The sequence below is a fragment of the Micromonospora sp. NPDC002411 genome, from assembly GCF_053592955.1.
The window spans coordinates 1-18074 of the sequence record NZ_JBSFBM010000121.1 but is presented as its reverse complement, the minus strand read 5'-3'; the positions used below and the strand labels follow the sequence as shown (position 1 = coordinate 18074).

Here is an 18074-nt window from a genome sequence, read left to right as displayed (position 1 = left end):
GGCCGGGCTCGACTTCGCCACGAAGGGCACCGGCAAGGTCGGTGACCGGAAGATCGAGTTGACCGAGGTCGACGCCGCTCGGAGTAGCAGGGCGGAGCGAACGGGTGGGCGGCCCGAGGCCAGAAGGTGCCCAGGTCCCAGAGGACGCCGATGTGCCGGCGGAACGGGACGGTCCGGTAGGCGAAGATCCCCCCGATGATCAGACCGAGGATGACCGCCGCGATCACCCAGCTCCCGAACGCGATGCCGAAGGTGGTCGCGTCCGCCGGCAGCCCGAGGTTCCGTTCGAGGATGTCACTGGGAAACTCACCCAGCAGGCCGATGGTGGTGGTGGCCGTGGTGAGCCCGGCGAGGCACCCGTAGAACACGGCCAGCGGCACCAGCTTCTCGGTGAAGCGGGCCCGGGCTATCGCGTCCCGGACCTGCCGCAGTCGGGGTTCGGCCTCCGCTGGGGCCTGCGGGTAGTCGTGTGCCACGATCGCCGCCGCGGCGCGACGCCGACCGCGACGCGTGAGAAGGACGACGAGGCCGGCGACCACGACTGTGGCCAGCAACGCTCGGATGAAGCCGTAGATCACCCACGTGTACGCCCGGGGCGGGCCGGTGGCGATGCCCTCCCCGGTCGGCACGTCGCGGTCGAGGAAGTCCGCCACCCGGTAGACCAGCTCGGCGGAGTACGCCACGGCCAGGCTGATCCCGGTTGCCGCGATGACGAGGGCACCCAGCCCGAACAGCGGGGTGCCACCGCGTTGCCGGTGGCAGAGCAGGACCACGCCCAGCACGACCAACAACGCCGTCTGTACGGCGAACAGAGCGGCCAGGGTCGTCTCGTACCCGGGAAGCCCGTGTCCGTCGTCCCACCGGCGTGGCCCGGTCAGCAGGTGAGCCAGGACGGCGACGGTCACGACGACGGCGACGGTCCGGAGCGTACGGGTGACCCGGTCGAGCCGGTGATCGTCGGCGGCCCGGTCGATCAGCGGCGGCGTGCACAGCAGGCCCACGCAGCACGCCAGGATCACACCGGTCGCCACCGTCAGCGTGACCGTGACCCCGGTGGCGCCACTCGCGCTCCGGGCCAGCAGCACTGTGAGGTCCAGTGTCGCGAACGCGGCAGCGACGTGGATGGCGCGCAACCGGCCCACGAGCGGCTCGGCGTCCCACTGGCCGACCGTGCCGAGCCGTGACCCGCCGATCCCCTGATCGGGTGCGCGAAACGCCTCGAACGTCCGCCCTGGGCGGTTGCTGATCCGCCAGATCAGGCCGATCGCGGCGACCGGCGCCAACGCGACCAAGGCCAGTTGCGCCCCGACCGGCCGCCCTCCCAACCAGGACAGCCAGCTGCGCCCCGCGAGACAGCGCGTCGAGGGCAGGCACTTCCAGCCCACCAGATCCAGGGCGACGCCGGCGACGGCGAGCACGTACAGCACGGTGAGGGTGAGCGCCAGCAGTCGGCACAGGGACTTGACCACCGCTTCGGAACCGGGGCTCGCCGGGCGCATCCAGGTCGCGACGTTGACGAGCATGAACGGCAGCAGGAAGACCACGGCGAGGGTGCGGGCGACGGTCCCGGAGGGCAGATCACCCCAGCGGTACGCCTCCAGGGTCACGCCGCGCGGGGCGGTGCTGTCCGGGTCCTGTGGTCGCGGCCGGTAGAAGCCTCCGTTCTGGTCACCCGCCACCTGCGCCGTCTGCTGCAGGTCCAGCACCTGTGCGGCGCTCGCGCCGGAGACTCCGTGCACCCGCAGCTCCACGACGTCGCGGGGACCGTCCGGCCCGCTCAACCGTGCTGATCCATGCGACGTCCCCCCGCAGGCGCTCGGCCGCCGCCCCGACGACGGCGGACGGGTCTACCCGATCCGGACGGGATCAACCGCAGCGGGTGAAGAGGAGTCGCCGCTCACTCGACAGGCCGGCCGGTCGCCGCCGGTTCGCGTCCGCCGGTCTGGGCCGTCCTCGCCACCTCGGTGCGGTAGGCGCGTGGCGAGAAACCGGTGGCGCGTTTGAACGCCACGCTGAGGGCGCTCTCGGAGCCGTAGCCGACAGCCTGGGCGATGCTGGCGACAGTGTCGGAACCGCGCCGGATACGGTCCGCCGCCAGTTCGATCCGCCAGCCGGTCAGGTATTCCAGCGGTCCCACGCCGACGACCCGCTTGAAGCGGGCGGCCAACGTTGACCGGGAGACGGCGGCGGTCCGGGCGATGGCGTCCACCGTCCACGGCTGCGCGGGCCGCGCGTGCAGCGCCCGCAGCGCGGGGGCGATCACCGGGTCGGCAAGGCCGGCCAACCAGCCGGAGGTGAGTTCGGGGTCGCGGGCCAGGTGCAACCGCAGGACCCGGATCAGCAGGACGAGCGCCAGGTGCTCGGCGACGAGCGTGGACCCGAGTCGTGTCTGCCGTAGTTCGGCGTCGATCTCGCTGAGCGCCCACTGGACGGTGGCGGCCTCCGGGGTGTCGGCGGGCACGTGGATGACCGGCGGGAGGCTGTCGAGCAGGAGGCTGCGCGCCCGCTCGCCCAGGGAGAACGCGCCGCCGATGAGGAAGACGTCGTCGCCGTCACCGACGTGCGCCACACCGCCGTCGGCGGCGGCGAAGAGTGGGTACGCGGGCTCGACGGGCACGTCGGGATCGCTGGAGAGGGTGTAGGCCACCGGTCGGGTCAGCAGGAAGCAGTCCCCTTCGCCGAGGCTGATCGACTCGACGTCACCTGCGACCCGCAGGGAGCACCGGCCGCGTCGGACGGCGTTGAACTTGGCCCCGGCCGGTGCGTCGAAGGCGACGGCCCAGCGCCCGCCCGCGACCAGGCCGGCGGAGAGGTGGCTCGTCGCGTCCAGCAACGCCAGGACATCTTCGAGGGGATCCATCCCGACCTCCTGGACGTTCACTAAAGTATGAAGGATCCTAGGCTATAGGCAGTCCGAGTCTGATGTTCCTAGCCTGGGTTTCATGACAGCGAACTCACGCCTCACCACCCCGTTCACCGCCCGCAGCACCGCCGCCGAGATCCTCGACGGTGTCGACCTGACGGGGCGTCGGATGATCGTCACCGGGGGCGCCTCCGGCATCGGTGTCGAGACGGTGCGCGCGCTGGCCAGGGCCGGTGCCGAGGTCACCATCGCGACCCGTGATCCGCGACGCGCCGACGCGCTCGTCGAGGAGTTCGCCTCGGGTGCTACCCGGGGCGTGGTCAGCGCTTCCGCGCTCGACCTCGCCGACCTGGCGTCGGTCGATGCCTTCGTCGCGGGCTGGCAGGGCCCGCTCGACGTGCTGGTCGCCAACGCGGGGATCATGGCGATCCCGACCCGTCAGCTCACCGCCCAGGGCTGGGAGCTTCAGCTCGCGACCAACTACCTCGGCCACTTCGCGCTCGCCCGGGGGCTGCACGACAACCTGCGGGCCGCCGAGGCGGCTCGGGTCGTCGTGGTGAGCTCCGGAGCACACCTGGCCGCGCCGTTGGACTTCGACGACCCGCAGTTCGAGCGGCGCCCGTACGACCCGTGGTCGGCGTACGGCCAGTCGAAGACCGCCGAGGTCCTGCTCGCGGTCGGCATCAGCCGCCGGTGGGCGGAGGACGGGATCACCGCGAACGCCCTCAACCCCGGCTACATCTTCACCAATCTCCAGCGCCACATCGACGACGACACGATGCGGGCGATGGGTGCCATGGACGAGGCGGGGAACCTCATCGAGGCGGACTACTACAAGAAGCCCGACCAGGGCGCGTCGACCACAGTGCTGCTCGCCGGCTCGCCCCTGCTCGACGGCATCGGTGGCCGGTACTTCGACGACAACCAGGAGGCGGAGGTCGTGCCCGGCGGCCCAGACGCCACCGGCGGGGTGGCCGCCCACGCCCTGGACCCGGCCGCCGCCGACCGCCTCTGGGCGTACGCCGAGAAGACGCTCGCCGCGCGCTGAGCGTGGCCGGCGGCGGCAGGATTGATCCGACCAGGGCGGGGTAGGTGCCGCCATGGTCGCTGCCGGTCGGCGCGGGGCGGACGGGGGTGCTCCGGCCCGCGCGGGCGACGACGCCCCGGGTGGTCTGGCGGCCACGATGGCCCGGTTGCGGGGCCGGGCGGCGGCCACGGTGCGGGACCGGTCCCGTCGGGTACGGGCCGTGGGTGGTCTGGCGGTGCAGGCCGGGCTGGCGGCGGCGCTGTCCTGGTTCGTGGCGCACGAGCTGCTGCACATCTCGCAGCCGGTGTTCGCGCCGATCTCCGCCGTCTCGACCCTCGCGGCGTCCGTCGGTCAACGGCTGCGTCGGACCGTCGAGCTGATCCTCGGTGTCACCGTCGGGGTGCTGATCGGCGATCTGCTGCTCGCGGTGATCGGCACCGGGTGGTGGCAACTCTCCCTGATCGTCGTGTTGGCGATCGTGGTCGCCCTGTTCCTCGCCGGCAGTGCCGCGGTGGTGATCCAGGCCGGTGCGACGGCGGTGCTCATCGCCACCCTCAGCCCGTCGATTCGTGACCTGGAGATTCCTCGGTTCGTGGATGCGCTGGTCGGGGGAGGGGTGGCGCTGCTGGTCACCGCCGTGCTCCTGCCGTTGAATCCGCTGCGGGTGCTCAACCGCGCCGCGCGGCCGGCGCTCGACCTCCTGGTCACCCAGCTCGACGCCACCGCCGGCGCGTTGGCCGATCGTGATGCTGCTCGTGCCCGTACCGCCCGCCGTGAGCTGCGGCAGAACAAGGGCCCGCTGAAGGCATTCGTCGAGGCGACCCAGGGCGCCCGGGAGGCCAGCACCCTGTCGCCGGTGCACTGGCACCAGCGGCGCGGGCCGGTGGGTCGCTACGCGCAGGCGGCGGAGCCGATCGACCGCGCGATGCGCAACAGCGGAACGTTGATCCGTCGAGCGGTGACCCTGATCGAGGACGACGAACCGGTTCCGGAGCCGCTGCCGCGGGCGGTGGCCGATCTCGCCGAGGCCGTACGCGTGCTGAAGCGGCAGTTCGCCGCCGGTGCTGAGCCGGACCGGGCGCGGGAGCAGTCACTGCGGGCGGTGCAGATGGCCGGTCGGGCCTACCGGGAGGGCGTCGGCTTCTCCGGTGCGGTAGTGGTGGCACAGATCCGTACCACTGTCAGCGACCTCCTGGTGGCCAGCGGGTTGACCCAGGATGAAGCGAACCTCCTGGTCAGACGCAATTTCGGTGATCTTTGAGGTACGGCTCAGGCCGCTCGTCGAACAGTTTGGCACCGTCCTGAGCCATGAAGGGTTGCACGTTGAGCCAAAGTGGTGCCATGATGGTGCCATGGAGCTGAGGTCATACGTCGAGAACCTGCGTAACGAGTTCGCCGTGGCCGCGGAGGGCGTCGACGCGGACGGCCGAGCGCTGGCCGAGCGGCTCTTCACCCAACTGGAGGCGGCCACCCGTCTCACCCTGCTGGAGGCACTGTCCGACGCGGCCGACGAGATCACCCGTGACCTCGCGCCGGGCTCGGTGCACGTCCGCCTGCGTGGGCGCGAGCCCGACTTCGTGGTGACGCCGGCCAGCCCGCCGATCGACGAGGTGCGCGAGGTCAGCGCCCCGCCGACGCTGCCGGCACCACCGCCGGCGCCCGAGGGCGAGGACGGTGGCACCTCGCGGATCAACCTCCGCCTTCCCGACCACCTGAAGGCCAGCGTCGAGGAGGCCGCCGGGCGCGCTGGGCTCTCGGTCAACGCCTGGCTGGTGCGCGCCGTCGCCGGCGCCGTCGGGGCGGGCGACACCGAACGTCGGCCACCCCGCCGGCCGGAGCCGCGCTCCGGTCAGCACTTCACCGGCTGGGCGCGCTAACCCCTTCGTACCCCCTTCTTCCTCCGCGCCGCCGACCAGCGGCGACAGTCACCGACCACCTTTCGGGAGACCACCATGCCTGTTTTCGAGACGCCAGAGCCCATCACCGTCCAGATCGAACTGCCCGTCGGGGACGTCTGGATCAGCGCGACCGACCGCACCGACACGGTGGTGACGGTGCGACCCCGGGACCCGTCGAGCAAGGCCGACGTGAGCACCGCCGAACAGGCCGTCGTCCAGTACGACGCCGGAAAGCTGCTGATCAGGGTGCCCAAGACGTGGCGGCGCTACGGCTTCGGGTCCGGACCGTCGGTCGACGTCCTGATCGAGCTACCGACCGGGTCGCGGGTGCACGCCGAGTCGTCGTGGGCGGCGTTCCGCTGCGAGGGCCAACTCGGCGAGTGCCGCATCAAGACCGGCAGCGGGATCCGCCTCGACGAGACCGGGCCGCTGGACATCGACAGCAGCCACGGCGAGGTCGCCGTGGAGCGGGTCGCCGGCTCGGCGCGGGTGAAGGCGTCGTCCGGCAAGGTGCGCCTCGGCGCGGTCGACGGACCCGTCGAGATCAAGAACTCCTCCGGCGACTGCTGGATCGGCCGTAGTGGCGGCGACGTCCGGGTCAACACCGCGTACGGCGACATCACCCTCGACGCGACGACGGGCTCGGTGACGGCACGCACCGCATACGGCAACCTCCGGCTGGGTGAGGTCGTCCGGGGGGCGATCGACCTGAACACCTCGTACGGGGCCATTGAGGTGGGCATCCGCCGCGGGACCGCTGCCTGGCTCGACGTCAGTTCCAAGCACGGTCGCGTGCACAACGCCCTGGAGAGCACCGACAGCCCGGCGCAGACCGACGAGACGGTCGAGGTCCGGGCGAACACCTCCTACGGCGACATCATGATCCGCCGCGCCTGACCCGCCACCCACCGACCGCAAAGAGGAGACCATGACCAGCTCCACGAAGCCCGCGATCGTCGCGACCGACCTGCGGAAGTCCTACGGCGACAAGGTCGTGCTGGACGGCATCGACCTGATGATCACCGAGGGAACCATCTTCGCGTTGCTCGGCCCGAACGGCGCCGGCAAGACCACCACCGTGCAGATCCTCTCCACCCTGGTCAACGCCGACGGCGGGCAGGCCCGCGTCTTCGGCCACGACCTGCAGCGGAATCCCGACGCGGTCCGCGAGTTGATCGGCGTCACCGGCCAGTTCTCCGCCGTCGACAACCTGCTCACCGGTCGGGAGAACCTGAACCTGATGGCGGACCTGCGCCACCTGGACAAGGCGTCCGGCCGGCGACGGACCGACGAGCTGCTCGACCAGTTCGACCTGGCCGACGCGGCGGACAAGCCGGTGTCGACGTACTCCGGTGGGATGCGCCGACGGCTCGACCTCGCCATGACCCTGGTCGGTGAGCCCCGCGTCATCTTCCTCGACGAGCCGACCACCGGCCTCGACCCGCGTAGCCGCCGCGCCATGTGGGAGATCATCCGCAACCTCGTCGCCGAGGGCGTCACCATCCTGCTCACCACCCAGTACCTGGAGGAGGCCGACCAGCTCGCCGACCGCGTCGCCTTCCTCGACCACGGCCGGCTGATCGCCGAGGGCACGCCGCGTGAGCTCAAGCGGCTCATCCCGGGAGGCCACGTCGTGCTGCAGTTCGCCGACCAGGAAGGGCTCGCCTCGGCCGCCCGTGCGCTGCCGGTCGCCAGCCGGGACGACGCCGCGCTCACCCTCCAGGTGCCGAGCGACGGCGGGGTCGGGGCGCTGCGGTCCCTGCTCGACCAGCTCGACCGCGCCTCGATCACGGTGGCCGGGCTCTCCGTGCACACCCCCGACCTCGACGATGTCTTCCTCACCCTCACCGGTCAGCCCGACACCCGCGCCGGCCGACCCGACCACGAAAGGGCCTCCGCGCGATGAGCACCCTCTCCCTCGCCGTCCGCGACTCGAGCACGATGCTGCGGCGCAACCTCCTGCACATGCGCCGCTACCCGTCGATGACCTTCCTGCTCATGGGCATTCCGGTCATCATCCTGCTGCTCTTCGTCTACGTCTTCGGCGGTACGCTCGGCGCCGGGCTCGGGCCGTCCGGCGGCCGCTCGGAGTACGCCAACTACGTCACCCCAGGCATCCTGCTCATCACGGTGGTCAGCGCGGCGCAGGGCACCGCCATCTCGGTCGCGATGGACATGACCGAGGGCATCATCGCCCGGTTCCGGACGATGGCGATCTTCCGGCCGTCGGTCCTCACCGGTCACGTCCTGGGCAGCCTCGTGCAGACTCTGCTCAGCCTCGCGGCCGTCATCGGTGTGGCGTTGCTCGTCGGGTTCCGACCCACCGCCAACCCGGTCGAGTGGCTGGCCGCGGTCGGTGTCCTCGCCATGGTCACCTTTGCGCTCACCTGGTTGTCGGTCGCTCTCGGCCTGGTCAGTGACAGTGTCGAGACGGCCAGCAACCTGCCCATGCCACTGATCCTCCTGCCCTTCCTGGGCAGCGGGTTCGTCCCGACCGACTCCATGCCCACTGTGGTCCGGTGGTTCGCCGAGTACCAGCCCTTCACTCCCGTCATGGAGACCCTGCGCGGCCTGCTCCTCGGCACCGGGATCGGTGCCAACGGGATCATCGCGGTCGTCTGGTGTGCCGTCATCACCGTCGCGTGCTTCTTCTGGGCCAAGACCCTCTACAACCGCAACCGGGCTGCCTGATCAGACCGGTGCCCGACGTTTCGGCAGCGCGCCGACAGCCGGCGGTTCGGCCCACCGGGCCGGGCCGCCGGCTGTCCGTGTTCGCGGCATGCTGTCCTGCGCGCGTGCCGTGCACGCGCCGCGAGCGCATGATCGACTCGGATTGCAGGAAATCGGCCTGTCGACGCGCCTCGGACCCCGCGACTTCACAGAACGCGAGTGGATCAACCCGGCCCCGCGGCACGGCGGCTTCCGAAACGTCGAATGTTATCGATAACACGACTGTCGCGTTGCCCCGCGGGATCCGCCGAAATGCTCAGCTATGAGCCAACGCGGTCGGCTGCGGCCGTTTCGCGGATCTGGCCGTCGAAGCGGGGTGCCTCGATGATGTTATCGCTGACATCATGATCGGGCGCGACACTGTCGCAGTCGGATGATCGACTCGCGACGTCCGACGGGCTGTGCCTGTCGCCCGGCCTGCCGAGGTGTCTCCGGTCGACGCTCGATCCGCGCAGCACTCCGTGAGAGGCCTGCGTGCCGTGGTCGGCACCACATTTGCGCGCTTTGTGCCGATCCGTTATCGACGCGCCCCAGTTGGCCCGCCTTCGCTGTTCCGTTACGGAGCTGTTGCGGGTGGATGTCTTGACGGGGGTTGATGTGAGCGTTAACACTATCCCCGTTAACGGTGGAGGTGAACATGAACCGTGTGGACGGAGCAGGCGACCGCTATGTCGTCGGTGTCGACTACGGCACCCTGTCCGGGCGAGCTCTGGTGGTCCGTGTCGGTGATGGTGCCGAGTTGGGGACCGCGGTGCACGAGTACGGCGACGGAGTTATCAGCACGGCGCTTCCGGGAGGTCGACAGCTACCCCCGGACTGGGCCCTGCAGAACCCGGAGGACTACCGCGACGTGCTGCGGTACGCCGTTCCGGCGGCGTTGTCCGCTGCCGGGGTGGATCCTGCCGCGGTCGTCGGCATCGGCATCGACTTCACCGCCTGCACGGTGCTGCCGACCAGCGCCGACGGCACCCCGCTCTGCGAGGACCCCGAGCTGCGCGATCGACCGCACGCCTGGGTGAAGCTGTGGAAGCACCACGCCGCGCAGCCGCACGCCGACCGGATCAACGCGCTGGCCCACGAGCGGGCAGAGCCGTGGATCGGCCGGTACGGCGGCAAGATCTCCGCCGAGTGGCAGTTCGCCAAGGGGCTCCAGATCCTGGAGGAGGACCCTGAGGTCTACCACCGTGCCGAGCGTTTCATCGAGGCGGCCGACTGGATCGTCTGGCAGCTCTGCGGCACCGAGACCCGCAACGTCTGCACGGCTGGTTACAAGGGCATCCTGCAGGACGGCCAGTACCCTTCCGAGGATTTCCTGACCGCGCTCAACCCCGGCTTCGGCGACTTCGTGGCCAAGTTGGACGGCCCGTTGCTGCCCCTCGGCGCCCGAGCCGGCTCGCTCACCGCACGCGCCGCCGCCTGGACCGGCCTGCCGGAGGGGATCGCGGTGGCCGTCGGCAACGTCGACGCGCACGTCACCGCCGCGTCCGCGCAGGCGGTGGAGCCCGGCCGACTCGTCGCCATCATGGGCACCTCGACCTGCCACGTGGTCAACGGCGCGGAGGTCGCCGAGGTGGCCGGGATGTGCGGTGTCGTGGACGGCGGGATCAGCCCCGGCGCATGGGGTTACGAGGCCGGGCAGAGCGGTGTCGGGGACATCTTCGGCTGGTTCGTCGAGCACGCGGCCCCGGCCGGCTCCGACTCGCACGAACGCCTCACCGAGCTGGCCGCGAGCCAGCCCGTCGGCGCGCACGGCCTGATCGCGCTGGACTGGTGGAACGGCAACCGGTCCCTGCTGGTCAACCACGACCTCAGCGGGATGATCGTCGGGATGACCCTGGCCACCCGGCCGCAGGACATCTACCGGGCGCTGCTGGAATCCACCGCGTACGGCACCCGGATGATCATCGAGGCCTTCGTCGAGGCCGGCGTCCCGGTGAACGACCTGGTGATCGCCGGTGGTCTCACCAACAACGCGCTGCTGATGCAGATCTACGCCGACGTGACCAGGCGACCGTTGAACATCATCGCCTCGGCGCAGGGGCCGGCACTGGGATCGGCGATCCACGCCGCCGTCGCCGCCGGAGAGTTCCCCTCGGTCCACGAGGCGTCGCAGGCGATGGGTCGGGTGCACGAGGCCGTCTACCGCCCGGACCCCGAGCGGGCCCGCGCCTACGACGCCCTCTACGCCGAGTACCGGGCGCTGCACGACCACTTCGGTCGCGGTGGCAACGACGTCATGATGCGCCTGCGGGCGATCCGCAACGCGGCGGTCGACAGCGCCGCGACCACACCCGAGACCGTGTTGGAGGTGGTCGCGTGAACGCCGAGGTGACCCGACAGATCCGTGAGCTGCGCGAGACCGTCGCGCGCCTGCACGGCGAGCTGACCCGGTACAACCTGGTCGCCTGGACGTCCGGCAACGTCTCCGCGCGGGTCCCCGGCCAGGACCTGCTGGTGATCAAGCCGAGCGGGGTGAGCTACGACGACCTCACCGCGGACACGATGGTGGTGTGCGACCTCGACGGCGTACTCGTCGAGGGCGACTTCGCGCCGTCCAGCGACACCGCCGCCCACGCCTACGTCTACCGGGCCATGCCCGAGGTCGGCGGTGTGGTGCACACGCACAGCTCGTACGCCACCGCCTGGGCCGCGTGCGGGGAGTCGATCCCCTGCCATCTCACCGCGCAGGCCGACGAGTTCGGCGGGGAGATCCCGATCGGTCCGTTCGCGCTGATCGGCGGCGACGACATCGGCAAGGGCATCGTCGCCACGCTCTCCGGTCACCGCTCGCCCGCGGTGCTGATGCGCAACCACGGCGTGTTCACCATCGGCCGCGACGCCCGCGCGGCGGTCAAGGCGGCGGTCATGTGCGAGGACGTGGCCCGTACCGCGCACCTGGCCCACACCCTCGGCCAGCCGGTTCCGATGGCACAGGCCGACATCGACGCCCTCTACGACCGCTACCAGAACGTCTACGGTCAACAACCAGTCGCACCGGCGGGTTCCTGACTCTTCCCCGATCATCGGGACCCGCCGGTCTGCACCACCACGCACCAGCACGCACCACCCGCGTACGCCGTTCTTCGGGTTCTTCGACGGCCGACGCGGTTACCCACCACATCCAGCCAAGGAGATTCGATGGGAAAGATGCGAACGCAGTCCGTTCGGTGGCGCGCTGTCGCGGTCCTCGCCAGCGCGTTGCTGGTCGGCGGCGTGGCGGCCTGCGGCAACAGCGACACCGGGGGCGGCGGGTCCAAGGACGACGGCAAGATCACGATGGGCTTCTCCCAGGTCGGTGCGGAGAGCGGGTGGCGTACCGCGAACACCACCTCGATCAAGGAATCCGCGACCGCTGCGGGCATCGAGCTGAAGTTCGATGACGCGCAGCAGAAGCAGGAGAACCAGATCAAGGCGATCCGCAACTACATCCAGCAGAAGGTCGACGTGATCGCCTTCTCGCCGGTGGTGGAGTCCGGCTGGGACACCGTGCTCAAGGAGGCCAAGGACGCCGGCATCCCGGTCATCCTGACCGACCGCTCGGTCGACTCGGCCGACAAGACGCTGTACAAGACGTTCCTCGGCTCGGACTTCGTCAAGGAGGGCCGGCTCGCCGGTGAGTGGCTGGTCGAGCAGAAGAAGACCGCCTCGGGCCCGGTGAACATCGTCGAGTTGCAGGGCAACACGGGTGCGGCGCCGGCGAACGACCGCAAGAAGGGCTTCGGTGAGGCGATCGCCGCCAACCCGAACCTGAAGATCATCGCCTCGCAGCCGGGTGACTTCACCCGGGCCGGCGGCAAGCAGGTCATGGAGCAGTTCCTCAAGGCCAACCCGAAGATCGACGTGCTGTTCGCGCACAACGACGACATGGGTCTGGGCGCGCTGGAGGCGATCACCGCCGCCGGCAAGGTGCCGGGCAAGGACATCACCATCATCACTGTCGACGCCGTCAAGGACGGCATGCAGGCGCTCGCCGACGGGAAGTTCAACTTCATCGCGGAGTGCAGCCCGCTGCTCGGCCCACAGCTGATGGACCTCGCCAAGAAGGTGCACGCCGGCGAGACGGTCCCGGCTCGGATCGAGACCGAGGAGACCACCTTCACCCAGGAGCAGGCCAAGGAAGCGCTGCCCAACCGTAAGTACTGATCGACGCCGGGGTCGCCGCGCTCGCGTGGCGGCCCCGCCGCGTCGTCCCCTTACCCGCAACGGACCGGGCATGGCCCGCGACCACCCCGTGCCACGCCCGCCCGGATGACCGGGCGGGCGCACGGGAGCGCAGCGGCCCCTCCGTGTCGACGACCCAGAAGAGGTCTGATGGGATGACGGATAGCCGTCCGGTTCTGACGATGACCGGGATCAGCAAGTCCTTCCCCGGGGTGCGCGCACTCCACGACGTCAATTTCCGGCTTTTTCCCGGCGAGGTGCACGCCCTGATGGGCGAGAACGGCGCCGGTAAGTCGACCCTCATCAAGGTGCTGACCGGCGTCTACGACACCGACGGCGGCACGATCACCCTCGACGGGCAGCCGGTGTCCTTCAGCGGACCGATGCAGGCGACCGCCGCCGGGGTGAGCACGGTCTTCCAGGAGGTCAACCTCTGCACCAACCTGTCGGTGGCGGAGAACATCTTCATCGGCCGCGAGCCCCGGCTCCTCGGCGCCGTCCGCTGGGGAGAGGTCCGCCGCCGGGCCCGGGAGCTGCTGACCCGCCTCGACCTCGACCTCGACGTCAGCGCGCCACTGGGCTCGTACTCTTTGGCGATCCAGCAGATGGTCGCCATCGCCCGCGCGATCGACATCAAGGCGCGGGTGCTGATCCTGGATGAGCCGACGTCCAGCCTCGACGCCGGTGAGGTGGCGCAGCTGTTCCGCATCATGCGGCAATTGCGCGACGAGGGCATCGCGATCCTGTTCGTGACCCACTTCCTCGACCAGGTCTACGAGATCGCCGACCGGATCACCGTGTTGCGCAACGGTGGTCTCGTCGGCGAGTACCTGACCGCCGAGCTGCCCCAGCTCTCCCTGGTCGAGAAGATGATCGGCAAGGAGCTCGACGTCCTTGAGGGTATCGAGGAGCACTCCCGGCGGGACCTGGCCGCGGTGGAGGAGGGCACCCCCCTGGTGTCGGTGTCGAACTTCGGCCGGGCGGGCGCGGTGGAGCCGTTCAGCCTCACCATCCACGCCGGCGAGGTGGTGGGCCTGGCCGGACTGCTCGGCTCCGGGCGTACCGAAGTGGCCCGGTTGTTGTTCGGCGCCGACCGGACCGACGGTGGTCAGGTCGCTGTCGACGGCACGGCGAGCAGTCTGCGTACCCCCGCCCAGGCCATCGAGCAGGGCGTCGGTTTCTGTTCGGAGAACCGCCGCGCGGAGGGCATCGTCGGGGACCTGTCGGTCCGCGAGAACATGATCCTCGCCATGCAGGCCGCCCGTGGCTGGCTGCGACCGGTCCCGCGCCGCCGCCAGGACGAGCTGGTTGACAAGTACATCAAGGCGCTCAGCATCCGGCCCGCGGACCCGGAGGTGCCGGTACGCAACCTGTCCGGCGGCAACCAGCAGAAGGTGCTGCTGGCCCGGTGGCTGATCACCGAGCCACGGCTGTTGATCCTCGACGAACCGACGCGGGGCATCGACATCGGCGCGAAGACCGAGATCCAGAAGCTGGTGACCCAGTTGTCCGACGGCGGGATGGCGGTGCTGTTCATCTCCGCCGAGCTGGAGGAGGTGCTGCGTCTCAGCCACAAGGTCGCGGTCATGCGGGATCGGCAGATGGTCGCTCAGTTTGCCAACGACGAGAGCCTGGACGCCGATCGCATCATGCAGACCATTGCCAGTGGGTCCCACCAGGAGGCAGACCGATGAGCGCCACCACGGGCCGCTACCGGGCGGTGACCGGTCACCGGCTGTTCTGGCCCGCCGCAGTGCTGGTCGTCATGCTCGCCGCGAACACGATCTACCGCCCCGGGTTCCTGTCCATCGAGCTCAAGGACGGGCACCTGTACGGCACACCGATCGACATCCTGCGCCTGAGCGCACCGTTGATCCTGGTCGCGCTGGGCATGACGCTCGTCATCTCGACCGGGGGCATCGACCTGTCGGTCGGCTCGCTCTGCGCGATCAGCGGCGCGGTCGCCTGCATGTACATCAGCAAGCAGCCCGACCAGAACAGCCTCACAGTGGTGCTGACCGCGCTGGCGTTGGCGTTGGCGATCTCACTGGTGCTCGGCGCCTGGAACGGGGTGCTGGTGGCCGTGATCGGGATTCAACCGATCATCGCCACGCTGATCCTGATGGTGGCGGGCCGTGGCCTCGCCCAGCTGATCACCCAGGGTCAGATCATCACCATCAACTCGGGGCCGTTCCGGGCGATCGGGCTGGGCCACCTGCTGACCCTGCCGCTGGCCATCTTCATCGCCCTCGCCGCGGCGCTCGTCGTCGCCGGGTTCACCCGACGCACCGCCCTCGGCATGATCGTCGAATCGGTGGGCGGTAACGCGGAGGCGAGTCGACTCGCCGGCATCCGTTCCGGCCGGGTCATCTTCCTCGCGTACGTGATCAGCGCCGCCTGCGCCGCGGTCGCCGGTTTCATGATGACGGCCAACGTCTCGAGTGCCGACGGCAACGCGGTCGGTCTCTGGGTGGAGTTGGACGCCATCCTCGCGGTCGTCATCGGCGGCACGTCCCTCGCGGGAGGCCGGTTCTTCCTCAGCGGCACGATCCTCGGCGCGCTGATCATCCAGACCCTGACCACCACCGTGTACGCCATGGACATCTCGCCGCAGACCTCGCTGCTGTTCAAGGCGGTCGTCGTCATCGTCGTCTGCCTCGTCCAGGCGCCGGCCTTCCGGGCCCGGTTCGCCCGCCGTCGGCGCAGCGTCCCGCCGCCCACCACCACTGCCGACAAGCCGAAGGAGCAGGTGCCGGCATGACCACTGGATCGCTCACCGCTGGGCGTACCCGGTTCCGGCTGCCACGGCGGCAGATACCGGTCCTGGCCACGCTCGCCCTGCTGCTGGTCATGTACGGCATCGGCGTGTCCCAGTACACGGCGTTCTCGAACGTCCAGGTCATCTTCAACGTCTTCATCGACAACAGCTTCCTGCTGGTGGTCGCGATCGGGATGACCTTCGTGATCCTCACCGGCGGTATCGACCTGTCGGTCGGTTCGGTCGTCGCGATGACGGCCATGGTGTCGGCCTGGCTGCTCCAGGAGGGTCTGCCGGCGGCGCTGGTGCTCGTCATCGCCCTGCTCATCGGGCCGACCCTCGGCCTGCTGATGGGCTGCGTCATCCACTTCTTCGAGATCCAGCCGTTCATCGTCACGCTCGCCGGGATGTTCTTCGCCCGGGGCATGTGCACGTTCATCTCCGACTCGTCCATCCCGATCACCGACGGGTTCTGGACCAGGATGTCGCAGGAGCGTATCGGCGATCCTCGGGGCAACTTCGTGTCGATCAGCGTGCTGATCGCCTTCGTCGTGGTCGCCGTCGCCGCGTACACGCTGGCCTACACCCGGCTCGGACGCAACGTGTACGCCATCGGGGGCAATCCCCAGTCGGCTCTGCTGATGGGCCTGCCGGTGGGGCGGACCCGGATCGCGGTCTACACGATCAGTGGTCTGTGCTCGGCGATCGGCGGAATCCTGCTGTCCTTCTACACCCTGTCCGGCGCGCCGTTGATCGCGGTGGGCATGGAGCTGGACGTCATCGCCGCCGTCGTCATCGGTGGCACGGTGCTCACCGGGGGCGGCGGCTACGCCTTCGGCACTGTGCTCGGCGTGCTCGTCCTGGGCGTGATCCAGACCCTGATCACCTTCGATGGGAGCCTGAACTCCTGGTGGACCAAGATCGTGATCGGCGGCCTGCTGTTCGCGTTCATCCTCCTCCAGCGCCTCATCGGAATCCGTTACAAGTGACCGTTCCTCTCCTGGAAGGCAACCCCATGGCACCACACAACGCACCCGAGATCTGGTTCCTCACCGGCAGCCAAGGCATGTACGGCGAGGAGACGCTCCGGCAGGTCGCCGAGCAGTCTCGCCAGATCGCGGCCGCGCTCGACGACTCGCCGCAGATTCCCGCCCGGGTGGTCTGGAAGCCCGTCCTGACCAACAGTGGTGAGATCCTGCAGGTCTGCCGGGACGCCGCCGCACAGGGCGCCATCGGGGTCATCGCGTGGATGCACACCTTCTCGCCGGCGAAGATGTGGATCTCCGGGCTCGACGCGTTGCAGACGCCGCTGCTGCACCTGCACACGCAGGCCAACGTCCTGTTGCCGTGGAACGACATCGACATGGATTTCATGAACCTGAACCAGGCCGCCCACGGCGACCGTGAGTTCGGGTACATCCAGACCCGTCTCGGTGTGGCCCGCAAGACGGTCGCGGGGCACGTCAGCGACCCGCGGGTGAGTGCCCGGGTCGGTGCGTGGGCCCGTGCCGCGCTCGGCTGGTCGGCGATGCGGTCGCTGCGCCTGGCCCGCTTCGGCGACAACATGCGCGACGTGGCGGTGACCGAGGGCGACAAGGTCGAGGCGGAGCTGCGGTTCGGGGTGTCGGTCAACACCTACGGCGTCAACGACCTGGTCGAGGTGGTCGGTCAGGTCACCGACGCGCAGGTCGACGACCTCGTCAAGGAGTACGAGGACACGTACCGCGTCGCCGCGGAGCTGCTGTCCGGGGGCGAGCGGCACGACTCCCTGCGGTACGCGGCCCGGCTGGAGCTGGGCATGCGGGCCTTCCTGGACGAGGGTGGGTTCCGGGCCTTCACGACGAACTTCGAGGACCTCGGTGGCCTGCGTCAGCTGCCCGGCATCGCCGTGCAGCGACTGATGGCCGACGGTTACGGCTTCGGTGGCGAGGGGGACTGGAAGACCTCGGTGCTGGTCCGGACCCTCAAGGCGATGTCGGTGGGCGTGGACGGCGGCACGTCGTTCATGGAGGACTACACCTACGACCTCACCCCGGGCGAGGAGCTGGTGCTCGGCGCCCACATGCTGGAGGTCTGCCCGACGATCGCGTCCGACACGCCGAACGCGGAGATCCACCCGCTGAGCATCGGCGGTCGGGAGGACCCGGTCCGGCTCGTCTTCGACGCGGCACCCGGCCCGGCGGTCGTGCTCGGCCTGGCCGACATGGGGGAGCGCTTCCGGCTGGTCGCCAACGAGATCGACGTGGTCACCCCGCCGCAGCCGCTGCGCCGGTTGCCGGTGGCCCGCGCCGTCTGGCGCCCGCGACCGGACCTGCCCGCTTCGGCCGAGGCGTGGATCACCGCCGGCGCACCGCACCACACGGTGCTGTCGCAGGCGGTGGGGGTGGAGGAGTTGCACGACCTGGCCGAGATGAGCCGTACCGAGCTGGTCGTCATCGACGCCGAGACCCAGACCCGCCGCTTCGCCGACGAGCTGCGCTGGAACCAGGCCTACTACCGGCTGGCCCGCGGCTTCTGAGGCCCTGCCGCCGGGGCGTGATCGCGACCTGGGCCTGGTCCGACGACTGCTCGACGACGACTACCACTGGTACGTCTCCAGCCACGCCGAGCCGATGACCGCTGAACAGGCCCGGTCAG

At 69.9% G+C, this 18074-nt stretch carries 15 protein-coding genes; 13 read left to right on the top strand and 2 right to left on the bottom strand.

Annotated elements, in window-relative coordinates:
• Together ACWCO3_RS16430 and ACWCO3_RS16425 are read right to left on the bottom strand one after the other, a co-directional pair.
• The coding region (locus ACWCO3_RS16430; RefSeq protein WP_450010688.1) for a hypothetical protein at positions 1-1781 on the bottom strand (1781 nt) is incomplete at its 3' end.
• A 116-nt stretch (positions 1782-1897) separates the two neighbouring features.
• Positions 1898-2860 (bottom strand): AraC family transcriptional regulator, encoded by a 963-nt coding sequence (locus tag ACWCO3_RS16425; protein ID WP_145784548.1) that lies wholly within the window; start codon positions 2858-2860, stop codon positions 1898-1900.
• 82 nt (positions 2861-2942) lie between these two features.
• Between ACWCO3_RS16425 and ACWCO3_RS16420 the strand changes: the two genes are divergently transcribed.
• The 13 genes from ACWCO3_RS16420 (at position 2943) to araA (ending at position 17955) form a co-directional block, all read left to right on the top strand.
• Positions 2943-3911: an SDR family NAD(P)-dependent oxidoreductase gene (locus ACWCO3_RS16420; protein WP_145784546.1), complete on the top strand. Its 969-nt coding sequence runs from the start codon at positions 2943-2945 to the stop codon at positions 3909-3911.
• 136 nt (positions 3912-4047) lie between these two features.
• Positions 4048-5151 carry an FUSC family protein gene (locus tag ACWCO3_RS16415; RefSeq protein WP_423438436.1) on the top strand — a complete coding sequence of 368 codons (1104 nt, stop codon included), beginning with the start codon at positions 4048-4050 and terminating at the stop codon, positions 5149-5151.
• A 91-nt stretch (positions 5152-5242) separates the two neighbouring features.
• Positions 5243-5767, top strand: a complete 525-nt coding sequence (locus ACWCO3_RS16410) for a hypothetical protein (RefSeq protein WP_145784542.1) — start codon at positions 5243-5245, stop codon at positions 5765-5767.
• Between the two features lie 75 nt (positions 5768-5842).
• Entirely contained in the window at positions 5843-6685 is an 843-nt protein-coding gene (locus ACWCO3_RS16405) for a DUF4097 family beta strand repeat-containing protein (RefSeq protein ID WP_145784540.1), read from the top strand.
• 31 nt (positions 6686-6716) lie between these two features.
• Positions 6717-7694 carry an ATP-binding cassette domain-containing protein gene (locus tag ACWCO3_RS16400; RefSeq protein WP_145784538.1) on the top strand — a complete coding sequence of 326 codons (978 nt, stop codon included), beginning with the start codon at positions 6717-6719 and terminating at the stop codon, positions 7692-7694.
• The gene (locus ACWCO3_RS16395; protein ID WP_145784536.1) at positions 7691-8479 is read left to right on the top strand and encodes an ABC transporter permease; all 789 of its coding nucleotides are present in this window, start codon (positions 7691-7693) and stop codon (positions 8477-8479) included. Before ACWCO3_RS16400 ends, ACWCO3_RS16395 begins: the two co-directional genes overlap by 4 nt.
• A 676-nt stretch (positions 8480-9155) precedes the next feature.
• Complete coding sequence (araB, locus tag ACWCO3_RS16390) at positions 9156-10838, top strand: ribulokinase (RefSeq protein WP_145784534.1); 1683 nt, start codon at positions 9156-9158, stop codon at positions 10836-10838.
• Complete coding sequence (locus tag ACWCO3_RS16385) at positions 10835-11527, top strand: L-ribulose-5-phosphate 4-epimerase (protein WP_208745067.1); 693 nt, start codon at positions 10835-10837, stop codon at positions 11525-11527. Before araB ends, ACWCO3_RS16385 begins: the two co-directional genes overlap by 4 nt.
• 138 nt (positions 11528-11665) lie before the next feature.
• Positions 11666-12661, top strand: a complete 996-nt coding sequence (locus ACWCO3_RS16380) for an ABC transporter substrate-binding protein (RefSeq protein WP_145785786.1) — start codon at positions 11666-11668, stop codon at positions 12659-12661.
• A gap of 173 nt (positions 12662-12834) precedes the next feature.
• Positions 12835-14373 (top strand): sugar ABC transporter ATP-binding protein, encoded by a 1539-nt coding sequence (locus tag ACWCO3_RS16375; RefSeq protein WP_145784532.1) that lies wholly within the window; start codon positions 12835-12837, stop codon positions 14371-14373.
• Entirely contained in the window at positions 14370-15440 is a 1071-nt protein-coding gene (locus ACWCO3_RS16370; RefSeq protein ID WP_450010684.1) for an ABC transporter permease, read from the top strand. The genes ACWCO3_RS16375 and ACWCO3_RS16370 overlap by 4 nt, the downstream gene beginning before the upstream one ends.
• A complete protein-coding gene (yjfF, locus tag ACWCO3_RS16365) occupies positions 15437-16426 on the top strand; it encodes a galactofuranose ABC transporter, permease protein YjfF (RefSeq protein WP_145784528.1) in 990 nt (329 codons plus the stop codon). The genes ACWCO3_RS16370 and yjfF overlap by 4 nt, the downstream gene beginning before the upstream one ends.
• A 26-nt stretch (positions 16427-16452) precedes the next feature.
• Positions 16453-17955, top strand: coding sequence for an L-arabinose isomerase (gene araA / locus ACWCO3_RS16360; RefSeq protein ID WP_145784526.1), 1503 nt, complete (start codon positions 16453-16455; stop codon positions 17953-17955).
• Positions 17956-18074: the final 119 nt, after the last annotated feature.

Coding starts and splice junctions, on each gene's coding strand:
- ACWCO3_RS16410 (WP_145784542.1), top strand. CDS start 5,243: ATGGAGCTGAGGTCATACGTCGAGAACCTGCGTAACGAGTTCGCCGTG.
- ACWCO3_RS16425 (WP_145784548.1), bottom strand. CDS start 2,860: ATGGATCCCCTCGAAGATGTCCTGGCGTTGCTGGACGCGACGAGCCAC.
- yjfF (WP_145784528.1), top strand. CDS start 15,437: ATGACCACTGGATCGCTCACCGCTGGGCGTACCCGGTTCCGGCTGCCA.
- ACWCO3_RS16375 (WP_145784532.1), top strand. CDS start 12,835: ATGACGGATAGCCGTCCGGTTCTGACGATGACCGGGATCAGCAAGTCC.
- araA (WP_145784526.1), top strand. CDS start 16,453: ATGGCACCACACAACGCACCCGAGATCTGGTTCCTCACCGGCAGCCAA.
- ACWCO3_RS16395 (WP_145784536.1), top strand. CDS start 7,691: ATGAGCACCCTCTCCCTCGCCGTCCGCGACTCGAGCACGATGCTGCGG.
- ACWCO3_RS16370 (WP_450010684.1), top strand. CDS start 14,370: ATGAGCGCCACCACGGGCCGCTACCGGGCGGTGACCGGTCACCGGCTG.
- ACWCO3_RS16400 (WP_145784538.1), top strand. CDS start 6,717: ATGACCAGCTCCACGAAGCCCGCGATCGTCGCGACCGACCTGCGGAAG.
- ACWCO3_RS16405 (WP_145784540.1), top strand. CDS start 5,843: ATGCCTGTTTTCGAGACGCCAGAGCCCATCACCGTCCAGATCGAACTG.
- ACWCO3_RS16380 (WP_145785786.1), top strand. CDS start 11,666: ATGCGAACGCAGTCCGTTCGGTGGCGCGCTGTCGCGGTCCTCGCCAGC.
- ACWCO3_RS16420 (WP_145784546.1), top strand. CDS start 2,943: ATGACAGCGAACTCACGCCTCACCACCCCGTTCACCGCCCGCAGCACC.
- araB (WP_145784534.1), top strand. CDS start 9,156: ATGAACCGTGTGGACGGAGCAGGCGACCGCTATGTCGTCGGTGTCGAC.
- ACWCO3_RS16415 (WP_423438436.1), top strand. CDS start 4,048: ATGGCCCGGTTGCGGGGCCGGGCGGCGGCCACGGTGCGGGACCGGTCC.